Here is a 19222-nt window from a genome sequence, read left to right as displayed (position 1 = left end):
GCCCGCCGTCGCCCGTATCCTCATGGCGTGACGACGTCCCCCAAGGAGCCGCCGCCGGGTCTGACCGTGGGCGGCTATGCGCTGCGTGCGCGCCTGGGCGAGGGCGGCATGGGGGTGGTCCACCTCGGGCAGAAGCCGGGGGAGCGACCGGTCGCGATCAAGGTGCTGCGTCCGCACGTCGTCGGCGACGACGAGGCCCGCCACCGGCTCGCGCGCGAGGTCAAGTCGCTCAGCCGGGTCCGCAGCCGCCGCATCGCCGAGATCGTCGACGCCGACCCCTGGGGCGAGATCCCCTACGTCGCGACGCGCTACGTCCCCGGCCTCTCGCTGCACGACCACGTGCAGGAGGAGGGCCCCCTCGCCGGCGCCGACCTGCTGTGGTTCGCCGACTGCCTCGCCGAGGCGCTCGAGGCGGTCCACGACGTCGGCGTGCTGCACCGCGACATCAAGCCGTCCAACGTGATCATGGAGGGCCGTACGCCGATCCTCATCGACTTCGGCCTGGCCCGCGTCGCGGACGACTCCCGCATCACCATGACGGGCTGGCTGCTCGGCACGCCCGGCTACCTCGCCCCGGAGATCCTCTACGGCGACGACGCCACCGCCGCGTCCGACGTGCATGCCTGGGCCGCCACCGTCGCGTACGCCGGCACCGGACGCGCACCGTTCGGCCGCGGACCGTCGGTGGCGATCATGGACCGCGTCCGTCGCGGCGAGCACGACCTGGCCGGCCTCGACCCGGTCATCCTGCCGCTGGTGGAGGAGGCCCTCGCGCCGTCCGCCACGGACCGCCCCTCGCTGGACGAGGTGCGCGACTGGCTCGAGGACCTCGCAGATCCCTCGGGCGGTCAGCCGACGGTCGCGGACGGCCGCCCGCCGATCGCGCGCGCCCCGATGACGCAGCCCATGGTCGCCTCGATGCACGACGACCTCGCCGCGCCGACGCGCATCGGGACGGCCGCGGCCGAGCCCCTGCACTGGTCGGACGAGTGGACCGAGCCGGACGACGACGACCAGTGGGCCGACCGACGCACCGCCCCACAGCGCCACACCCGGGTGCTGCCCGACGGGACCACCGAGTACGTCTCGTCCGACTACGGTCCGGTCCGCGAGCGCGTGCCTGCGGGGGAGCGGGTGCGCCGCGCGATCACCCTCGTCGCCGGCGGCGCGGTCGTCACGGCGGCGGTCGCGTTCGCCCCCTACGTCGCCCTCACCGTCGTCTTCTTCGCCGTCTGGCTGCTCCGCAGCGGTTCGCTCGCCGCGGCCTCGGCAGGCAACCGTCGCAACCGGCGCGGGATCAAGTGGTACGACGGCATCCAGCTGCTGCTCGCCGCGCCCTGGCACGTGGTGGCGGGACTCGGCGGGACGCTGCTCCTGCTGCTGTGGAGCCTCGGCATCGGTGCCGCCTTCGCCCTCCTCTGCTTCGCCTTCTCGGCCTCGTTGACCACGTCGCTGGCGATCGTCGGGGCGGCCTTCGCGATGGGGCTCTGGTGGGGGCCGGGGTCCGAACGGTTCCGCTCGCCCGTCCACCGCGCCGTCGACCCGCTCGCGCGGCGCGGGGTGCCCTGGCTGCTGGTGACCATGCTGGTCGCGGCCGGTGCCTCCGGACTGGCGGGTGCGGCAGCGGCCCAGGGCACGAGCTGGGCCCCCGACGACGCCGCGCCGCTCAGCGACGTACGACTTCCCGGCTGGCTGTGACCCGGTGAAGGTGCGCAACAGCCGCCGGGTGCGGGCGGCCAGGAAGCGCAAGCGCCGGATGGACGGCGTCGAGCACGACCTGACTGCGGACCAGTGGACGGCACTCCTGGCGGCATGGAACGGCTGCGCCTACTGCGGCACCGACGACGGAGCGCTCCAGCGCGACTGCGTGCTCGCGATCTCCCGTGGCGGGCGCTACACGCTCGAGAACGTGGTGCCGGCCTGTCGCTCGTGCAACGCCAGCAAGTGCAACGACGAGGTGACCGGTTGGTTGCGGCGCAAGCGTCTCGACGAGCGGGCGTTCCTCACCCGCTACGCAGAGATCCGGCTGCTCGTCAGTCCGCGAAGTCCCACGTCGACGACCACGCCCCGGAGCTGAGCTCCAGCGCGCGGACCTGCGTGCGGAGTCGTTCCTCGGCCTGGCGCCACAGCGTGGCCGAGTGGGCGTGCTGGTGGAAGACGCCGGTGCCGGGACGCGACCGGTCCCGGCAGGCTTCCTGGAGCCTCGCACTCTGTGCGAAGTCGTCTGCGGCTGCGACCAGCTCGCTGATCGCGGCGGTCCGGTGGTCGATCGTCGTCCCCCTCATGGGACGAGGATTCCCGAGGGGTGCGCGGAAGCGGCCCCCACGACAGGGATCTGCCCGATTTTGGGGCGGGGGCGCTCAGTCCACCAGGTACTGGTCGGCCCACGCACTGATGATCCGCGCGGCCCGCTTCGCCTGGCCGGGCGCGGTGAGCAGGTGGTCCGACCCCTCGAGCGAGATGAAGTTGCGCGGGTGGCGGGCCGCCCTGAAGATCTCGCTCGCGTTGGCGATCCCGACCGTGTTGTCGGTGGGCGAGTGCAGCACCAGGAGCGGCCGGCGCAGGCCGACGATCGCGTCGTGGAGGTGCGCGCGGCGTACGTCCTCGACGAACTCACGCTTGAGCTGCAGCGTCTGGTTGCCGAAGGTCGCCATCGCCTGGCCGTCCGCCAGGACGCGCTCGACCACGGCGTCGTAGTGGCGCTCGACGTGGGAGGGGTCGTACGGCGCGGCGACCGTCGCGATGGCACGCGCCTGCGGGACGTGCTTGGCCGCGGCGATCACCGCAGCCCCGCCGAAGCTGTGGCCCACCAGGATCTCGACGTGGCGTCCGGTGGACTCGAGGAAGCGGGCGGCCTCCGCGGTGTCGGCCACCTTGTGCGAGAACGAGCCGTCACCCCAGTCGCCCTGCGAGTCGCCGAGGCCGAGGTTGTCGAAGCGCAGCATCCCGATGCCCTCGGCGGCGAGCTGCTTGCAGATCCGCGCGGCGGCAGGGCAGTCCTTGCCGAGGGTGAAGCCGTGCGAGAAGACGCCCCAGCCGCGGACGTCGCCGACAGGTACGTCGAGCAGGCCGGCGAGCGTCTCGCCGGAGACGCTCGGGAAGGTCACGCGTTCGGCCATGGACCACATCGTGCCCGATATGCTCCGCGGCACCGCACAACGACAGGATGTGGCCATGGGGGGCTGGCGATCCCGGCGCGCAGCGAGCTGGTCGCCGGCTCGTCTCGCGTGGCGCTCGGCCGTCGGGCACCGGCGCGGCCAGGCCCTCGCGCTGGTCGCGGTCTCCGCGCTGATCACGGCCTGCACCGCCTTTGCGCCGGTCTACGACCGCGCCATGCAGCAGGCGCTCGTCTACACCCTCCTCGCCCGAGCGAGCCCGGCGGAGAAGGCCGTGACCGTGGTGTCGCAGGCGACGATCGACGCGGGCGGGGAGACGGACGCACGCGACCCGCGTGACCTCCGGGCCTTGGTCCCCGCAGACGTGGCGGCACACCTCGAGCCGCCTGTGCTGGGCCGCACCGCGATCGTCACCCCCGTCGCCGGCGACGTCCCGCCGACGGGGCAGCTCGTCTGGCGCGACGGCTTCTGCGAGCAGGTGGAGCTCGTGAGCGGCGTGTGTCCTGCCGCTGCCGGCGAGGTCCTTGTCAGCGACGCGGACGTCGACAACTTCGGTCTCTCGATCGGCTCGACCCGGACGGTGGGATCGGCGTCCGACTCGCCCGACGAGGTGCGGCTGGAGGTCGTGGGCACCTACGCCGCGTCCGACGGCGCGTGGTGGCAGGGGCTGAGGCTGGGCGGCAGCTCCAGCGTGTTCGGGGGCACGGACCCGTCGGCGACGCACGACGTCTGGCTCACCACGGAGGACACGTTCGTCGAGGCTCCGATCCTGACGGGCGAGTCCTCGCAGGCAGGGGCGCTCGTCCGCACCGAGTCGGCCGACGTCGACGAGGTGCTCGCGCTCGGGGACAGGTTGCGAGAGCTGGCCAGGACGGTGCGGGCCGAGGGGGAGAACCTCACCGTCGACTCCGACCTCGGCGCCCTCACCGACGACGTACGCGCCCAGACTGCCCAGGCCCACCGCACCGTCCCGCTGCTGATGGCACCGATGGCGGTGCTGACGGTGTTCGTGCTGTGGCTCGTGCTCGCCGCCGCGACGGAGCAGCGGCGGCGCGAGGTCGCCGTCGCGCGGCTCCGCGGTCGGGGCCCGGCCGGTGCCGTCGGCCTGCTGCTCGTCGAGCTGCTCCCGCTGCTGCTGCTGGGGGTCGTGCCGGGGGCCGCGGCGGCACTGGCCGGCGGTGCCGTCGCGCGGTCGGTGCTGCCGGGAGAGGCGCCGTTCGAGGTGGGCGCCGGATTCGTCGCTTCGGTCCTGCTGGCCGCAGCGGTCGTGGTGCTGACGACGGTGGCGGCCGCCGTACGTGTCGCGCGGGAGCCGCTCGACGCACTCGTACGCCGTGGGCGTCCGCCGTCGCGGCGGTGGGCCCTCGGGGCGCTCGACGCCTTCCTGCTCGCCGCCGTCGGCACCGGCGTCCTGGCCTTCGTGACCGGGAGCCTCGACGGTCCCCTCGCCCTGGCCGGACCCGCGCTCCTGGCGCTGTTCGCCGGCCTGCTGCTGGCCCACCTCGTGGCGCCCGCCGCGACCGCGGGAGGCCGTCGGCTGCTGCGTCGCGGCCGCCTGGTCAGCGGGGTGACCCTGCTCGAGACCGGACGCCGCCGTGAGACCCGCGCCGTCATCGCGGTGATCACGGTGGCCAGCGCGCTGGCCGTCTTCGCGGTCGACGCCGTCGCCATCGGGGAGCGCAACCGGACCCACGCGAGCGAGCACGACGCCGGTGCGCCAGTGGTGCTCCGCCTGGCCGGGCGCGACCTCGTCGGGGTGCGTGCGGCCGTCAGCGAGGCCGACCCCACCGGCCGGCGCGCGACACCCGTCCTGGTCTCGGGCGAGACCCTCGCCGTCGAGCCGGACGGCTTCCGGGAGATCGCGTACTTCCCGCGCGGTGCGCCGACCGACGCGCAGTGGGAGGCGATCGCGCCACCCGCTCAGGCACCGGTCGACCTCACCGGCTCGCGCTTCTCCCTCGACGTGCGCACCGGCGACGAGCTCACCAAGGTCGACGCGCTGGGGAGTGACTCCGAGGTGGCCCTGGGTTTCGTCGTCGTCACCGACACCGGCACGCGCCGCAGGATCCGGCTCGGCACGGTCCCGCAGCCCGGCGGGACGGCGACGCTCACCGGGACCGACGAGGCATGCGTGTCGGGCTGCACGCTCGCGGCCGTCGAGCTCATCGCCGCCCAGGCGGTCGACGTCAGCGGCGACCTGGAGCTCGGCGACCTGCGGGTCGACGGGCGCCCGGCTGACTGGCCCACCGCGGCCGACGACTGGAACGCGACCGACGCGCAGAGCACCGTGATCCGCCCGACCAGCGAGGCGTCCGACGATGCGCTCGGCCTGCTGGTGAGCACCAACGGCCTCTATCCCGCCCAGCTGACGCCGGCCTGGGTGCCCGACACCGTCGCCGCGATCCTGCCCGCCGCTCGCCGCGATCCTCTCGGGCTCGTGGTGGCCGGGGTCGACGGCAGCGACCGGCCCGCCGAGTCCGTCGGCCGGGTCACCCTCGTCCCGGCCATGCCGCGCAGCTCGGCGCTGGTGGACCTCGACGCGCTCTCCCGCGGTGCCGAGGTGTCGTACGACGCGCACCCGGAGGTGTGGCTCGTGGACGACCCCGACCTGCTCGCGGAGGTGGGCACCGCGCTGCGCGAGCGGGGGATCGCGGTGGCCGACCTGCGCCGTGCCTCGACCATCCGGCAGGCCTACCGGGACACCGTCGCCACCTGGAGCCTCGGCCTGGGCGCGGTGATCGGTCCGGCCGTGGTGCTCAACGCGCTGCTCGTCCTGCTGGTGCTCGCCGTCACCGGTTGGCGCGACCGCGCCCGCGACCTGGCCATCCTCCGGCTCAACGGCGCCGGACGTCGTACGACGCGTCGGCTCGCGGCCTGGGCCCAGGTGCCGGCGATCCTGCTTGCCGTCGTCACCGGCGTCGCCGCCGGCACCGTGGGCGCGTTCCTGGCGATGCCCGACGTCGCCCTCTTCCCGACCGTCCCCGAGGTGCCCGTCATCGACACTGCGACGGCCTGGCCGGCGGTGCTCTACGTCGCCGTGGCGTGCCTGGTGGTGCTCCCCGCCGTCGCCGCGACGGCGGGCCTCGCGGTCGCGCGCCGCGCCCGGCCCGAGCGCGTGACGGAGACCGTGTGATGAGCGGGCTCGAGATCAGGACCCGTGGCCTGGTGCACATCTACCACGCCGAGGACCACGACGTCGCGGCGCTGTCGGGCGTCGACCTCGACGTCGCGGCGGGAGAGATGGTCGGCCTGCTGGGGCCGTCCGGCTCGGGCAAGTCGACCCTGATGAGCCTGCTCGCCGGCGTGCTGCGACCCAGCGCCGGCAAGGTGTTCGTCGGCGACACCGAGGTGTCTGCCGCCGCGCCGCGCCGGCTCGACCGGCTGCGCGCGACCGAGATCGGCCTGATGCTGCAGGGCGCCGACCGCAACCTGCTCACCCACGCCACCCCCGGCGACAACGTCCGCTTCGCCCAGCAGCCCGCGCGGCGCGCCGGACGCATGCTCGCCGATCCGGCCGAGGTGCTCGCGGAGGTCGGGCTCGCCGCCGCCGCCGATCGACCGCTGAGCGAGCTGACCCCCGGCGGGCTTCAGCTCGCGGCGGTCGCCGTCGCGATCTCGTCGCGCCCCGGCCTGCTCCTGTGCGACGAGCCCACGAGCCAGCTCGACCACGAGGCCCGCGACCAGGTGCTGGCGGCGCTCGCGCACGTCAACCGCACCCACGGCACCACCGTCGTGCTCGTCACCCACGACCCCGACGTCGCTCGCGTGCTGCCGCGCACGGTCACCATCCGCGACGGCCGGATCGGCGGCGAGGGTCGCAGCGGCGAGGAGTACGCCGTGGTGACCGCCGACGGGTTCCTGCCGCTGCCGGGCCATGCCCGCGAGGGCCTGCCGCCCGGGACGCTGGTCCGCGTGCACCAGGTCGGCGACCACTACGAGATCAGGCCGGAGCGACCATGAGCGACCTGTCCGCCTCCCGGCTCGGCGTCACGTACGGCGACCTCGTCGCCGTACGTCCGCTGGACCTGCACGTTCCCGGCGGCCGGATGGTGTCGGTGACGGGGCCCTCGGGTGCGGGCAAGTCGTCGTTGCTGTGGGCGCTGGGGGTGGCTCTGAGGCCCGCGGTGGCTGCTGTCGCCGGCACGGTCAGCGTCGACGGGTCCGTGCTGGCCGATCGCGACGCCGCGGCCCGAGCAGGGGTCGTCCTCGTCCCGCAGCGCAACGGCCTGAGCGGCACGCTCTCGGCCGAGGAGAGCATCCTGGTCCCTCTCCTGGCGATGGGCGTGCCGGCGCGCGAGGCACTCGGTCGGGTGGAGTCATCCCTGGCCAGGGTCGGCCTGCTCGAGTCGTCGCGTCACCTCGTCGACCAGCTCTCCGGGGGCCAGCAGCAGCGGGTCGCGCTGGCCAGGGCCTTCGCCCTGCGACCGGCCGTGCTCCTCGCGGACGAGTCGACGAGCGACCTCGACGCGGGCAACCGGGAGCTGATGATGGCTGCCCTGCGGGAGGAGGCGGGGCGAGGGGCGGCGGTGGTGCTGGCGACCCACGATCCCGAGGCGGCGGCCGAGACCGACGCGACGTTGGCGCTGGACGAGGGTGCGGCGACATGGGTGCGGAAGTCCATCGGGTCCTGATGGCAGGTGGGCAGCGACAGGTCGGCCTTTCGGCCGGTCCAGTGGCGGCGCTCCATCCCTACGCTGAGCAGGTGAGCAATCCACTGCGGTCCCTGCTGGAGGAGCCCCGGCCCTCGGCCCCACCGGTTCGGGTGTGGCGGGACTGGGCGCTGCTGGCGGGCGTGGCGTTCGTCGGGGTGCTGGAGGTCCTCCTGCGTGAGGACATGCCGCTTCCGGGGTTGTCGCTGGTGCTGGGGGTCGGGCTGGCGCCGCTGCTGCTGTGGCGGCGTACGCACCCTCTCGCCGTGGTCGCGACCGCCTTCGGCGCGGTCGCGGTCGTGGACCTCGGCCTGATCGCAACCGACGCACCCGCGCTCGACGTCTACACGATGATCTACTTCCTGCTGCTGCCCTACGCCCTCTTCCGGTGGGGTTCCGGCCGGGAGGCGCTGGCGGGGCTGGCGATCATCCTGGTCCCGGCCACCATCTCGTTCGTGTTCAACTGGTCCGGGGTGGGAGACGCCATCGGTGGGGTGGCTGTCCTCATGTCCGCCTTCGCCCTGGGCTGGGCCGCGCGCACCCAGCACGGCGCTCGGGAGCGCAGGCTGGAGCAGGTGAAGTCGGACGAGCGGGTCCTGCTGGCGCGCGAGCTGCACGACACGGTGGCCCACCACGTCTCTGCCATCGCCGTCCAGGCACAGGCGGGGCGCGCGCTCGCGGCGACACGCCCGTCATCGGCTCTCGAAGCGCTGGAGGTGATCGAGGTCGAGGCGTCGCGCACGCTGGCCGAGATGCGGGCGATGGTCCGCGTGCTGCGCAACGAGTCACCCGTCGACTACGCCCCGCAGCCCGGTGTCGCGGACCTCGCGCGGCTGGCCGGGGCGTCGCCCGCCGGGCCGCGGGTGGAGGTCAGGGTCTCGGGTGACCTGATCGCCCTCCCGGCGGCGATCGACGCCGCTGTCTTCCGGATCGCCCAGGAGGCGGTCACCAATGCCCGGCGGCACGCCCGGAACGCCACCCTGATCGACGTCACCGTCGCCGGCGACCGGGCCACGGTCAGCCTGGCGGTCCGCGACGACGGGGACCCGGGCACAGCAGAGCCTGCCCCCGAAGCGGGCTACGGGCTGACCGGGATGGTCGAACGCGCACTGCTCCTGGGTGGCACGTGCCAGGCCGGCCCCTGCCCCGGTCGCGGCTGGGCCGTCACGGCGACACTGCCGCGGCAGGTGGCGGCGTGAGCATCCGGGTGCTGGTGGCCGACGACCAGGACCTCGTGCGGACCGGACTGCGGCTGATCCTCGGCACCCTCGACGGCATCGAGGTCGTGGGAGAGGCGCGCGACGGGCAAGAAGCGGTGCGGCTGGCCCGCGAGCTGCGTCCCGACGTGTGCCTGATGGACATCAGGATGCCCGTCCTCGACGGCGTCGAGGCGACCCGTCTGCTGGCTGGTCCGGGCGTCGAGGACCCGGTCGCCGTCGTCGTGATCACCACCTTCGACCTCGACGAGTACGTCCACGGCGCGCTGCGGGCCGGCGCCACCGGCTTCCTGCTGAAGGACGCCGGACCCGCGCTGCTCGGCGAGGCGATCCGGGCAGCCACCCGAGGTGACTCGCTGATCTCCCCCAGCATCACCCGGCGGCTGCTGTCGACGTTCGCGCGCACAGGACGGGCAGCACCACCCGCGCAACCCCTCGACCCGCTCACCGAGCGCGAGGAGCAGGTGCTGCTCACCGTCGCGCGGGGTCGCACCAACGCAGAGATCGCCACCGAGCTCTACATCAGCCTCAGCACGGTGAAGACCCACATCGGCAGCCTCATGGTCAAGCTCGGCGCCCGTAACCGGGTGGAGGTCGCGATGTGGGCGTACGAGACCGGGCGGGTCCGGGAGTAGCGGCCGCGTCCCTGAGGTCGGACAGGGGCACGCCCCGTACTTTCGGCCAGGACAGGACTGGCCATCGAACCGATCCGCGCACGACCCCGTGCCGCGAGGGTTGGGCCCATGATCACTGTCGAGTCCCTGACCCGGAGGTACGCCGGCTTCACCGCCGTCGACAACGTCTCCTTCACCGCCCAGTCCGGTCGCGTGACCGGCTTCCTCGGCCCGAACGGTGCCGGAAAGTCCACCACCATGCGCGTCATGGTGGGCCTGACCGCTCCGACGTCCGGCTCGGCCACCATCGACGGAGTCCGGTTCGCCGACCTCCCCAACCCCGGCCTCGAGGTCGGCGTGCTCCTCGACGCCTCCGCCCAGCACGCCGGTCGCACCGGACGGGAGATCCTCACCGTTGCGTCCGACACCATGGGGCTGCCGCGCACCCGGGTCGACGAGATGATCGAGCTGGTGAGCCTCACCCCCACCGAGGCCGGGCGCCGCGTGCGCAACTACTCGCTCGGGATGCGTCAACGCCTCGGCATCGCCACCGCGCTGCTCGGCGAGCCGAGGGTGCTCATCCTCGACGAGCCCGCCAACGGGCTCGACCCCGCGGGCATCCGGTGGATGCGCGACCTGCTCACGGACTTCGCCAGCCAGGGCGGCACCGTGCTGCTGTCCTCGCACCTCCTCCACGAGATCGAGGTCATCGCCGACGACCTGGTCGTGATCGGCAACGGCAGGATCGTCGCGTCGGGGAGCAAGGAGGAGCTGCTCGCTGCGGCCGGGACGCTGGCCCGCTCGACGTCACCGCGCGACCTCGCCCACGCACTCGAGAGGGCCGGGATCCCCAGCACGCTCGGCGGGGACGGCTCGGTCCGCACCGATGCCGACCCCGCTCGGGTCGGCGCCGTGGCCCTGGCCGCCGGCATCGCCCTCACCGAGCTCCGGTCCGCCGAGGGTGCCGGGCTCGAAGACATGTTCTTGTCGCTCACTGCCGACACCCAACGTGAAGGAGCTGCAGCATGACTGCCACGATCGTCCCGACGGCCTCCACCACGGCAGCCGTCCCGCCCCGCCGGTCTGCCCGTGCCGTGCCGACCACCCGGCTCGTCAAGGTCGAGCTGCGCAAGATGTTCAACACCCGCTCGGGATTCTGGATGCTCGTCAGCATCGGGGTCATGTCGGTCGCCGCGGCCGGCTCGGTGCTGGTCTTCGCGCCCGACAGCGACGTCACCTACTCGACCTTCGCGAGGGCGATCGGTTTCCCGATGTCCGTGATCCTGCCGATGATCGCGATCCTGGCCGTCACCAGTGAGTGGAGCCAGCGCAGCGGGCTCACGACGTTCACGCTGGTGCCGAGCCGCGGCCGTGTGATCGGTGCCAAGGCGATCGCGACCCTCCTCGTCGGCCTCGGGTCCGTGGCCCTCGCCTACGCGGTGGGCACCGTCGGCAACGTGGCCGGGTCTGCGGCCGCCGGAGTCGACACCGTGTGGGACATGTCGTGGTCCACGGCAGCCCAGATGGCGCTCGGCAACCTGGTCGGCATGGCCATCGGCTTCACCCTCGGTGTCGTGATGCGCAACTCCGCGGCAGCGATCGTGGGCTACTTCGTCGTCTCGCTGGTGATGCCGGGAATCCTCGTGCTCCTGGCGCAGGTGCGCTCGTGGTTCGAGGACCTGCAGCCGTGGATCGACTGGAACTACACGCAGGTGGAGCTCTTCGAGGGCACCACGGACACCGCTGAGGAGTGGGCGATGCTCGGCTCGACCACGATGATCTGGATCGCGATTCCCCTCGTCGTCGGGCTGCTGGCCCTGCGCCGCTCGGAGGTCAAGTAGCCAGGTGCGGGTAGTAGTCCCGCTTCTTCCCGTCGCGATCGACCAGCGTCGCGAGCCGCAGTCCCGCCGCCTCGACCGTGCGCGAGCTGATCCAGGCGAGCACGATGGTCGGCACTGCGACCAGCACGGCCGTGGCCACGAAGACCGAGCCCCGCTGCGGGTCGGGCAGCACACCCCAGTGGTTCATCAGGCGCAGCACCGGCTCGTGGATCAGGTAGATCCCGTAGCCGAGACCACCGAGCCAGGCCAGAGTCGGCTCGCTCAGAGCGCGGGCCCACGGGCCGCGGTGCAGCACGACCGCCGACAGCGCGACGCCCAGCGCGACGGCGTACATCGTGGGCCACCAGTGCAGCATCCCGGTCTCCGGGCGCGAGACCACGAGGGCGAGCAGTGCGCCGATCCCCACCGCGGCCGCGAGCCGTCGCGGCACGGTCGGCAGGGTGACGTCCTTCGCGCTCAGCACCGCGAGCAGCATCCCGACGGCGAAGCTCCCGGCACGCGAGGCAGGGGAGAACCACACCGACCAGTTGGTCGGATCGGGGTGCACCAGGTGGATGACGACGGCGTTGTACGCCAGCCCCACGACGAGCAGCAGCGCGGGGAGGCCGAGCAGCACGGCCATGCGGCGCTCCGGCCAGCGGTGCAGTGCCCGGCGGATCACGGGGAACGACAGCGCGACCAGGACGTAGAAGTGGAACTCCACGGCCAGGCTCCACGCGGGTCCTGCGGTCCAGAAGATGTAGGTGTCGCTGTAGACCTGCGTGAAGGTCAGGTGCAGCAGCAGGTCCTGCCAGTGCCCCGGCATCGAGTGGTTGGTCAGCCCCCACACGACCAGCACCACGCTGAAGTAGAGAGGCAGCAACCGGGCCGTACGCCGCAGCAGCATCGCGCGGCCCGACCGGGTCTCCTCGCCGGACAGCACCGCCCGCGCGACGGGCAGCCAGAGCACCAGGCCGGACAGCACGAAGAACATCTCGACGAACAGCTCGGTGCCGGTCATCAGCTGGTGGCCGAGCCCTTCCCACGGCCACGCCGAGTCGGGGCCGCTGCGGGAGAACTGGTAGGCGTGGAAGAGCACCACGCTCAGCGCGGCGAGGGCGCGCAGGGTGTTGAGCGGGAAGACGCGCCGGTCGGGCACGGTCCGCGGGTCGGTCGGGGTCGGTGTGGTCAGCGTCGTGCTCATGCGGCCACCTCCAGGTGGTCGGAGTCGGGGGTCGAGGAGCCGGTGCTCGGGGCCGTCCGCGGAGTGACGACCCACTGGTGCTCACCGCGCAGCTGCTTGAGGTGAGCGACGCGGTTCACGAGGTTCTTGGCCTCGGTGTAGACGAGCAGGTTGAGGAGGGCGGCGGTGACGAACCACCGCTTGTGCCGGCGTACGGAGGGCGCAGCGAGGCGGTATGCCGCCAGCGTCTGCAGCGGGCCGGACACCATCACGAACAGCGTGATCAGCACGAACAGCGGCGTGCCCATGTCGAGCCCGCCGTCGCGCCAGGCGAGGAAGCCCAGCAGCGGCCAGGCCGCGAGCGAGATCCACGGGTAGACCTCGCGCCAGCCCATCAGGTATGTCAGGCCGATGCGCTGCCGAGCAGTCATGTGCGGGTTGCGCAGCAGCGGCCACAGGTGGCGTACGGACACCTGGAACCAGCCCTGCGCCCAGCGCATCCGCTGCTTCCAGAGTGCGCCGACGGTGTCCGGTGCGAGCTCGAAGCTCACCAGGCCGGGGTCGTTGACGATGCTGCCGCCGGCGCCGAGGGTGCGCATCGACGCCTCGATGTCCTCGGTGAGGTAGGACCCGCGCAGGCGGATCCGCTCGAGCGCGTTCGCGCGCCAGTAGCCGTTGGATCCGCCGAAGATGCCGAAGCCGTGCAGCGAGGCGCGACCCGGGTGGGCGACGGCGTAGATCTGCTCGAACTCGACGGCCACCAGGCGGGCCAGCGCGGAGTCAGCGCCGTTGCGGATCACGCAGTGGCCCTGGACCACGTCGTGCCCGTCGGCGATCCAGCGCCAGGCCCGCTCGAACGAGCCGTCGGCCGGGTGGTGGTCGGCGTCGAAGATGCCGATGAACTCGCCGGTGGCGACGCGGAGTGCGGCGTTGACGTTCTGCGCCTTCGACGTGCTGTCGTGGACCTTGAGGACCGTCAGCTGCTCGTGCGCGCGCTCGAGTGCCAGGAGCTCGGACTCGACGGGAAGGTCCACGGGAGAGTTGTAGGCCAGCACGACCTGCAGCCCGCCGTCGTACTCGTGGGCCACGAAGTGCTCGAGCGTCTCGAGGATCGTGTCGCTCTCGTTGGGGAGGTAGGCCGCGATGACCGCGGTCGCGCGCGGCGGCGGTCCGTCGGGCGCGGGCGGCATCACCGGTGGCGTGAAGGAGTGCGACACCTCCGCCCAGATCGTCAGCGCGGTGATGCCGAGCGAGACGACGAGGGCCCAGTAGAGCGGGGTGCTCACGTCGATGCCGACCTGGTAGAGCCCGACCATCGCGAGGAACGGCAGCGCGACGCTGCCCACAGTGGCCCACAGCACCTGCCGGCCGGCGGTCCAGCCGGAGATGCGCGGGTTGCGGGAGGGAGCATGTACGCCGTCCTGGCGCGGCTGCAGGTCGCGCTGGCGCAGCGACTCCGCGGCGGCGTCGGCAGCGGCGCGGGCCGCGGCCTCGGGGTCCTGCTTGCGCGTGATCGGCGCCCACCCGACGCCGAGGTCGACGACGCCGTCGGCGCGGTGCAGGCGGTCGAGCACCTCGAGCGCGAAGTACGCCATCTCCTGCAGGCGCACCGGGCGTGCGGCGCGGTCCTCGCGGCGCAGCTGGAGCAGCAGGCGACCGTTCGGCGTCGCCGAGATCATCTCGCCGGACCGCAGGCGTGCGGTCAGCAGCTCGGCCGCGCGCCGGATGGTCTCCAGCGGGGCGCGGGTGTGGTCGCTCGGGTCGTCGTTGTCGGTCGCCCAGACCGGGTCGATCACGGCGACGATCCGGCGCCGGGTGGCGCGGGTCAGTCGCGAGGTCGGGGCGAGGATCTCGTGCCGTTCGACGACGGCGCCCGTGGTGACGGGCCGGTCGAACGGCGTGGCGGAACGGGGGAGGGTGGTCACGGAAGTCCTTCTCATCGGCTGTGCGGGCGGTGAGCGCGTCTGCGTGAGCCGCGAGTTCGATGCGGGGTTGCCGCCGAACGAAGGGATAGACTGTTCCGAGAGTGGCGGGGGCGAAGCAACTCGAGAGCGCCGTACGGGCCGTGAGTCGGGTCACGGGGTCGGAAGCCGGAGGCGGGTGTCCGCAATGCGTGACGGCGACCGGATCGCGAGACGCCGATCTCACGAGGGCGCGATGAGTGGCACGATCTCTTCCGTGAGCAGCACCACGATCATCATTGCCTAGCGCGACGGGACTCCCGCCGCGCCGACCTCCTGCACTCCAGGGGGTCTTTTTGTTTCCCGATCAAGCACCAGCCCGACCGAGAGAAGACCGATGGACCTCCACGGCGCGTTCCACGTCTACGACACCACCCTGCGCGACGGCGCCCAGCAGGAGGGGCTCAACCTCTCGGTCGCCGACAAGCTGAGCATCGCCAAGCAGCTCGACGGTCTCGGCGTGGGTTACATCGAGGGCGGCTGGCCGGGCGCCAACCCCAAGGACACCGAGTTCTTCCGTCGCGCCGGCCAGGAGCTGGACCTGCGCCACGCCAAGCTCGCAGCGTTCGGCGCCACCCGCCGTGCCGGCGTGCGCGCTGCCGACGACCCGATGATCGCCGCCCTCCGCGACTCCGGCGCGAGCGTGGTCACCCTCGTCGCCAAGTCGCACGACCGCCACGTCGAGCTCGCGCTGCGCACCACGCTGGAGGAGAACCTCGCGATGGTGCGCGACACCGTCACCCACCTGCGCGCTGAGGGACAGACGGTCTTCCTCGACGCCGAGCACTTCTTCGACGGCTACCGCGAGAACCGGGCGTACGCGCTCGAGGTGCTGCGGACCGCGGCCGAGGCGGGTGCGGAGGTCGTCGCGCTCTGCGACACCAACGGCGGAATGCTGCCCGACTGGGTCTCCGACGTGGTGCTTGACGTGATCGAGACGACCGGCGCCCGCGTCGGCATCCACGCCCACAACGACAGCGGCTGCGCGGTCGCCAACTCGCTGGCCGCGGTCGCGGCCGGAGCGACGCACGTGCAGGGCTGCATCAACGGCTACGGCGAGCGCACCGGCAACGCCGACCTCGTCACGGTCGTCGCCAACCTCGAGCTCAAGCTGGACCGGACCGTCCTGCCGCAGGGGCTGCTGCGCGAGGCGACCCGCATCGCGCACGCTGTCGCCGAGGTCACCAACGTGCCGCCGGCCTCGCGCCAGCCCTACGTCGGCACCTCGGCGTTCGCGCACAAGGCCGGGCTGCACGCCAGCGCGATCAAGGTCGACCCCAACCTCTACCAGCACCTCGACCCGCTGGTCGTCGGCAACGACATGCGACTCCTCGTCTCCGACATGGCCGGTCGCGCGTCCATCGAGCTCAAGGGCAAGGAGCTCGGCTACGACCTCTCGGACGACCGCGAGCTGGTCACGCGTGTCACCGCCCGGGTCAAGGAGATGGAGCAGAACGGCCACACCTTCGAGGCCGCCGACGCCTCCTTCGAGCTGCTGCTCGCCGAGGAGGTCGAGGGTGCGCGCCCGTCCTACTTCGACGTCGAGTCGTGGCGCGTCATCACCGAGACCCGCCCCGACGGCGAGGCGATCTCCGAGGCGACGGTCAAGCTGCGAGCGGAGGACGTGCGGTACGTCGTCACCGGCGAGGGCAACGGCCCCGTCAACGCGCTCGACGCCGCGCTGCGAGAGGCGATCGGGCAGGCCTTCCCCGAGGTCGCGAAGTTCGAGCTGATCGACTACAAGGTCCGCATCCTCGACCAGGGCCACGGCACCGATGCGATCACCCGCGTGCTGATCGAGACCACCGACGGGGAGTCCTCGTGGGTCACCGTCGGCGTCGGCGCCAACGTGATCGAGGCGTCGTGGGGCGCGCTGGTCGACGGGCTGACCTTCGGGCTGCGGCGCCAGCACCGCTGAGGTTCCTGTCCCCTCGGCGCGCTTCTCGACCGTTGCAACGGGCGGGAACCTCACGAAGCACCGGCTACCCGGTGGTTGCAGGCGAGGACTCAGCCCACGACCCGGCGCACCAGGTCGTCCCAGCCCGCCTCCAGCCGCTCGACCGGGATCCGCTCCCGCTCGACCTGCTGCTCCAGCACGACCAGCTCGAGCGGGGCGAGGATCGCGGTGGCGAGGAGCGGCAGGTCGCCGTCGACGCCGAGCTCGCGCAGCAGGTAGCGCACGTGCATGTTGGCGAACGACATCGCGGCCACCGATCGCTGGCCCGCCCGGCCGGCCGCCTCGATGAGGGAGGCGTGGGTCAGGTTGGTCCGCAGCCGCGAGTGGCCGAAGGCCAGCAGCCGCTCCATCGCCGGCGCCCCCGGGCCGAGGGGCGGCGGTCCGCCGATCACCGACGCCTGCCACTGCGTCTCCGACGTGTTGAGGACCGCCGCCATGAGTCCCTCGCGGCTGTCGAAGCGCCGGAACAGCGTGCCCTTGCCGACACCGGCCTCGGTGGCGACCGTGTCCATGGTCACGCACCCGACCCCCCGCGATTCCACGAGCCGCAGCGCCGCTGCGAGGATGGCCTCGCGGTTGCGCGCCGCGTCGGCCCGCTCCGGGGCGGGCTCGTCGGCCAGCGGGAGCAGTTTCACGCCGCCAGCCTAGGCGCGAAAGAAGTGCTGACACGTCGGGAATAGAAGCGGACCGTGGTCCGTTTGGGTGTGCATGACTTCTGACAAGCAGACCCGCGTCGCCGTGCTCCTCGGATCCACCCGCACCGGCAGCCTCAACCGCCGTATCGCCGAGCACCTCCGCGACCACGCGCCCGCCGGGGTGACCGTCGACGTCGTCGAGGGCCTCGACACGATCCCGTTCTACACCGAGGAGCTCGACGGCGAGTCCGTCCCTGCCGGCGCCTCCTCGCTGCGCCAGGCCGTCGCCTCCGCCGACCGCGTCCTCGCGGTCACCCCGGAGTACAACGGCACCATGCCGGCCGTGCTCAACAACGCCATCGACTGGCTCTCGCGCCCCTACGGCCAGGGCGCCATCGTCGGCAAGCCCTTCGCAGCCATCGGCGCCACGCCTACGCCCTACGGCGGCAAGTGGTCGCACGAGCACGCCCGCCACTCCGCCACGATCGCCGGTGCGGTCGTCGTGGACGGCATCGTCGTCGACGAGTCCGCCGTCGCCGGTGACCCGCTGGCCGACGAGGCCGCCGTCCAGCGCCTCCTCGGTGCCCTCGACGACCTCGTCGCGCACGAGGCCGAAGCAGCAGCCTGACCCGCTACGGTCGGCGGGTGTCCCAGCTCCACGACCTGACCGCGCTCGAGCAGGGCGACGCCGTACGCAACGGTGACGTGTCGCCGCTCGAGCTGGTCGAGCACTACGCCGACCGTGCCGCTGACCCGGTTCGAGCGGGCGTGGGCGCGTTCATCACGACCACCCACGACCTGGCGCGTGAGCACGCGCGCCGGCTGAGCGACCTTCTCGCCGGGTCGGGACGCCCCGCGGACGCAGGTCCGCTCTGGGGCGTCCCGACCGGCATCAAGGACCTCCACCCGACGGCCGGCGTCCGTACGACCTTCGGCTCCGCGGCCTACGACGACTTCGTCCCCGAGGAGTCCGACGCGCTCGTGCTCTCCGTCGAGGCCGCCGGCATGCCGAGCCTGGGCAAGACCAACACTCCTGAGTTCGGGTCGCCCTGCTACACCGAGCCCGACGTCGCACCGCCCGCGGTGACGCCGTGGGACTCGACCCGTACAGCTGGCGGGTCGTCCGGCGGCGCGGCCGCCGCCGTCGCTGCCGGCCTGCTGCCGGTCGCGCCCGGCTCCGACGGCGGTGGGTCGATCCGGATCCCCGCGTCCTGCTGCGGCCTCGTCGGCCTCAAGCCCTCGCGCGGGCGGATCAGCGGCGCGCCGAGGTACGGCGACCCGGTCGGGCTCGCGACCGCCGGCACCCTGGCCCGTACGGTCCGCGACGCCGCGGCCCTGCTCGACGTCCTCGCCGGGCGCCGGGTCGGCGACCCGTTCTGGGCGCCGGCACCGTCCGCGCCCTTCCTCGACGCCTGCGACCGCGAGCCCGGCCGGTTGCGGGTCGCACGCTTCATCGCGCCGGTCATCGCGGACGTCGACGTCGACGCCTCCAGCGTCACCGCCTGGGAGGACGCCTCCCGGCTGCTCGAGCAGCTCGGCCACGACGTCGAGGACGTCGCCGTGCCGATCCCGCCCGAGGCCGTCGCCGACTTCGAGACCTGTTGGGCCGTCCTCACTGCGCTGTCGCCGGCACCGCCCGGCCGCGAGGACCAGCTCCGTCCGCTCACCCGCTGGCTCAGCGCTCGAGGTCATGCCGTCACCGGTCCCGAGTTCGGCCTCGCCATCGGCCGGCTCCGTCAGCACGCGGCCGGTGCGCTCGCCGCGCTCGCGCCGTACGACGTCGTCCTCACGCCCACCCTCGCCCGACCTCCCGCACTCGTGGGCGAGCTGCGCGACGACGCCGACCCCGCCCGCGACTTCGCCCACCAGAAGGCGTTCACGCCCTGGACGAGTGCCTGGAACGTCACCGGCATGCCGGCGGTCTCCCTCCCGCTCCACGTGACCGACCACGGCCTGCCCGTCGGCGTCATGCTGGCCGCGCGGCCCGCGGAGGAGGAGCTGCTGCTCTCCCTGTCGGCGCAGGTGGAGGCTGCCGCGCCCTGGGCGGACAGGCGTCCGCCGGGCTGGTGA

The 19222-nt window shown here is 72.9% G+C and carries 17 protein-coding genes; 12 read left to right on the top strand and 5 right to left on the bottom strand.

The features are described from left to right. The first annotated feature begins 27 nt into the window (after nucleotides 1–27). A complete protein-coding gene (locus BM127_RS06910) occupies nucleotides 28–1698 on the top strand; it encodes a serine/threonine-protein kinase (RefSeq protein WP_175507337.1) in 1671 nt (556 codons plus the stop codon). 10 nt (nucleotides 1699–1708) lie between these two features. After that, on the top strand, nucleotides 1709–2077 hold the full coding sequence (locus BM127_RS06905) for an HNH endonuclease (protein WP_231263299.1): 369 nt from the start codon (nucleotides 1709–1711) through the stop codon (nucleotides 2075–2077). On the opposite strand, the gene BM127_RS06900 is transcribed toward BM127_RS06905, so the two are convergent. Together BM127_RS06900 and BM127_RS06895 are read right to left on the bottom strand one after the other, a co-directional pair. After that, a complete protein-coding gene (locus BM127_RS06900; protein ID WP_091196387.1) occupies nucleotides 2034–2285 on the bottom strand; it encodes a hypothetical protein in 252 nt (83 codons plus the stop codon). The genes BM127_RS06905 and BM127_RS06900 overlap by 44 nt on opposite strands. 75 nt (nucleotides 2286–2360) lie before the next feature. Then, entirely contained in the window at nucleotides 2361–3119 is a 759-nt protein-coding gene (locus BM127_RS06895; protein WP_091196384.1) for an alpha/beta hydrolase family protein, read from the bottom strand. 55 nt (nucleotides 3120–3174) lie between these two features. Between BM127_RS06895 and BM127_RS06890 the strand changes: the two genes are divergently transcribed. The 7 genes from BM127_RS06890 (at nucleotide 3175) to BM127_RS06860 (ending at nucleotide 11437) form a co-directional block, all read left to right on the top strand. Continuing rightward, nucleotides 3175–6249, top strand: coding sequence for an FtsX-like permease family protein (locus BM127_RS06890; RefSeq protein WP_091196381.1), 3075 nt, complete (start codon nucleotides 3175–3177; stop codon nucleotides 6247–6249). Beyond that, nucleotides 6249–7076 (top strand): ABC transporter ATP-binding protein, encoded by an 828-nt coding sequence (locus BM127_RS06885; protein WP_091196897.1) that lies wholly within the window; start codon nucleotides 6249–6251, stop codon nucleotides 7074–7076. The genes BM127_RS06890 and BM127_RS06885 overlap by 1 nt, the downstream gene beginning before the upstream one ends. Further along, nucleotides 7073–7747: an ATP-binding cassette domain-containing protein gene (locus BM127_RS06880; RefSeq protein WP_091196379.1), complete on the top strand. Its 675-nt coding sequence runs from the start codon at nucleotides 7073–7075 to the stop codon at nucleotides 7745–7747. Before BM127_RS06885 ends, BM127_RS06880 begins: the two co-directional genes overlap by 4 nt. 71 nt (nucleotides 7748–7818) lie before the next feature. Beyond that, on the top strand, nucleotides 7819–8964 hold the full coding sequence (locus tag BM127_RS06875) for a sensor histidine kinase (RefSeq protein ID WP_231263298.1): 1146 nt from the start codon (nucleotides 7819–7821) through the stop codon (nucleotides 8962–8964). Then, nucleotides 8961–9617 carry a response regulator gene (locus BM127_RS06870; RefSeq protein WP_091196375.1) on the top strand — a complete coding sequence of 219 codons (657 nt, stop codon included), beginning with the start codon at nucleotides 8961–8963 and terminating at the stop codon, nucleotides 9615–9617. The genes BM127_RS06875 and BM127_RS06870 overlap by 4 nt, the downstream gene beginning before the upstream one ends. 108 nt (nucleotides 9618–9725) lie before the next feature. Further along, nucleotides 9726–10625 (top strand): ABC transporter ATP-binding protein, encoded by a 900-nt coding sequence (locus BM127_RS06865; RefSeq protein WP_091196372.1) that lies wholly within the window; start codon nucleotides 9726–9728, stop codon nucleotides 10623–10625. Continuing rightward, nucleotides 10622–11437 (top strand): ABC transporter permease, encoded by an 816-nt coding sequence (locus BM127_RS06860; protein WP_091196369.1) that lies wholly within the window; start codon nucleotides 10622–10624, stop codon nucleotides 11435–11437. The genes BM127_RS06865 and BM127_RS06860 overlap by 4 nt, the downstream gene beginning before the upstream one ends. Here the strand turns inward: BM127_RS06860 and BM127_RS06855 are convergent. Further along, nucleotides 11430–12620: an acyltransferase family protein gene (locus BM127_RS06855; protein WP_091196367.1), complete on the bottom strand. Its 1191-nt coding sequence runs from the start codon at nucleotides 12618–12620 to the stop codon at nucleotides 11430–11432. The two genes, BM127_RS06860 and BM127_RS06855, sit on opposite strands and share 8 nt — an antisense overlap. Further along, the gene (locus BM127_RS06850; protein ID WP_157829519.1) at nucleotides 12617–14524 is read right to left on the bottom strand and encodes a glycosyltransferase family 2 protein; all 1908 of its coding nucleotides are present in this window, start codon (nucleotides 14522–14524) and stop codon (nucleotides 12617–12619) included. The genes BM127_RS06855 and BM127_RS06850 overlap by 4 nt, the downstream gene beginning before the upstream one ends. Nucleotides 14525–14897: 373 nt before the next feature. On the opposite strand from BM127_RS06850, the gene cimA reads away from it, so the two are divergent. Then, nucleotides 14898–16478 carry a citramalate synthase gene (gene cimA, locus BM127_RS06845; RefSeq protein ID WP_091196360.1) on the top strand — a complete coding sequence of 527 codons (1581 nt, stop codon included), beginning with the start codon at nucleotides 14898–14900 and terminating at the stop codon, nucleotides 16476–16478. 89 nt (nucleotides 16479–16567) lie between these two features. Here the strand turns inward: cimA and BM127_RS06840 are convergent, their stop codons facing one another. Then, nucleotides 16568–17152, bottom strand: coding sequence for a TetR/AcrR family transcriptional regulator (locus tag BM127_RS06840; RefSeq protein ID WP_091196357.1), 585 nt, complete (start codon nucleotides 17150–17152; stop codon nucleotides 16568–16570). A gap of 73 nt (nucleotides 17153–17225) precedes the next feature. Between BM127_RS06840 and BM127_RS06835 the strand changes: the two genes are divergently transcribed. Together BM127_RS06835 and BM127_RS06830 are read left to right on the top strand one after the other, a co-directional pair. After that, nucleotides 17226–17780, top strand: coding sequence for an NAD(P)H-dependent oxidoreductase (locus tag BM127_RS06835; protein WP_091196354.1), 555 nt, complete (start codon nucleotides 17226–17228; stop codon nucleotides 17778–17780). 17 nt (nucleotides 17781–17797) lie between these two features. Beyond that, nucleotides 17798–19222, top strand: coding sequence for an amidase (locus tag BM127_RS06830; protein WP_091196352.1), 1425 nt, complete (start codon nucleotides 17798–17800; stop codon nucleotides 19220–19222).

It is taken from the genome of Nocardioides alpinus (assembly GCF_900112035.1).
Lineage (GTDB): Bacteria > Actinomycetota > Actinomycetes > Propionibacteriales > Nocardioidaceae > Nocardioides > Nocardioides alpinus.
Note: the sequence above shows the minus strand (reverse complement) of the source record. Positions and strands in the feature narration are given on the sequence as shown.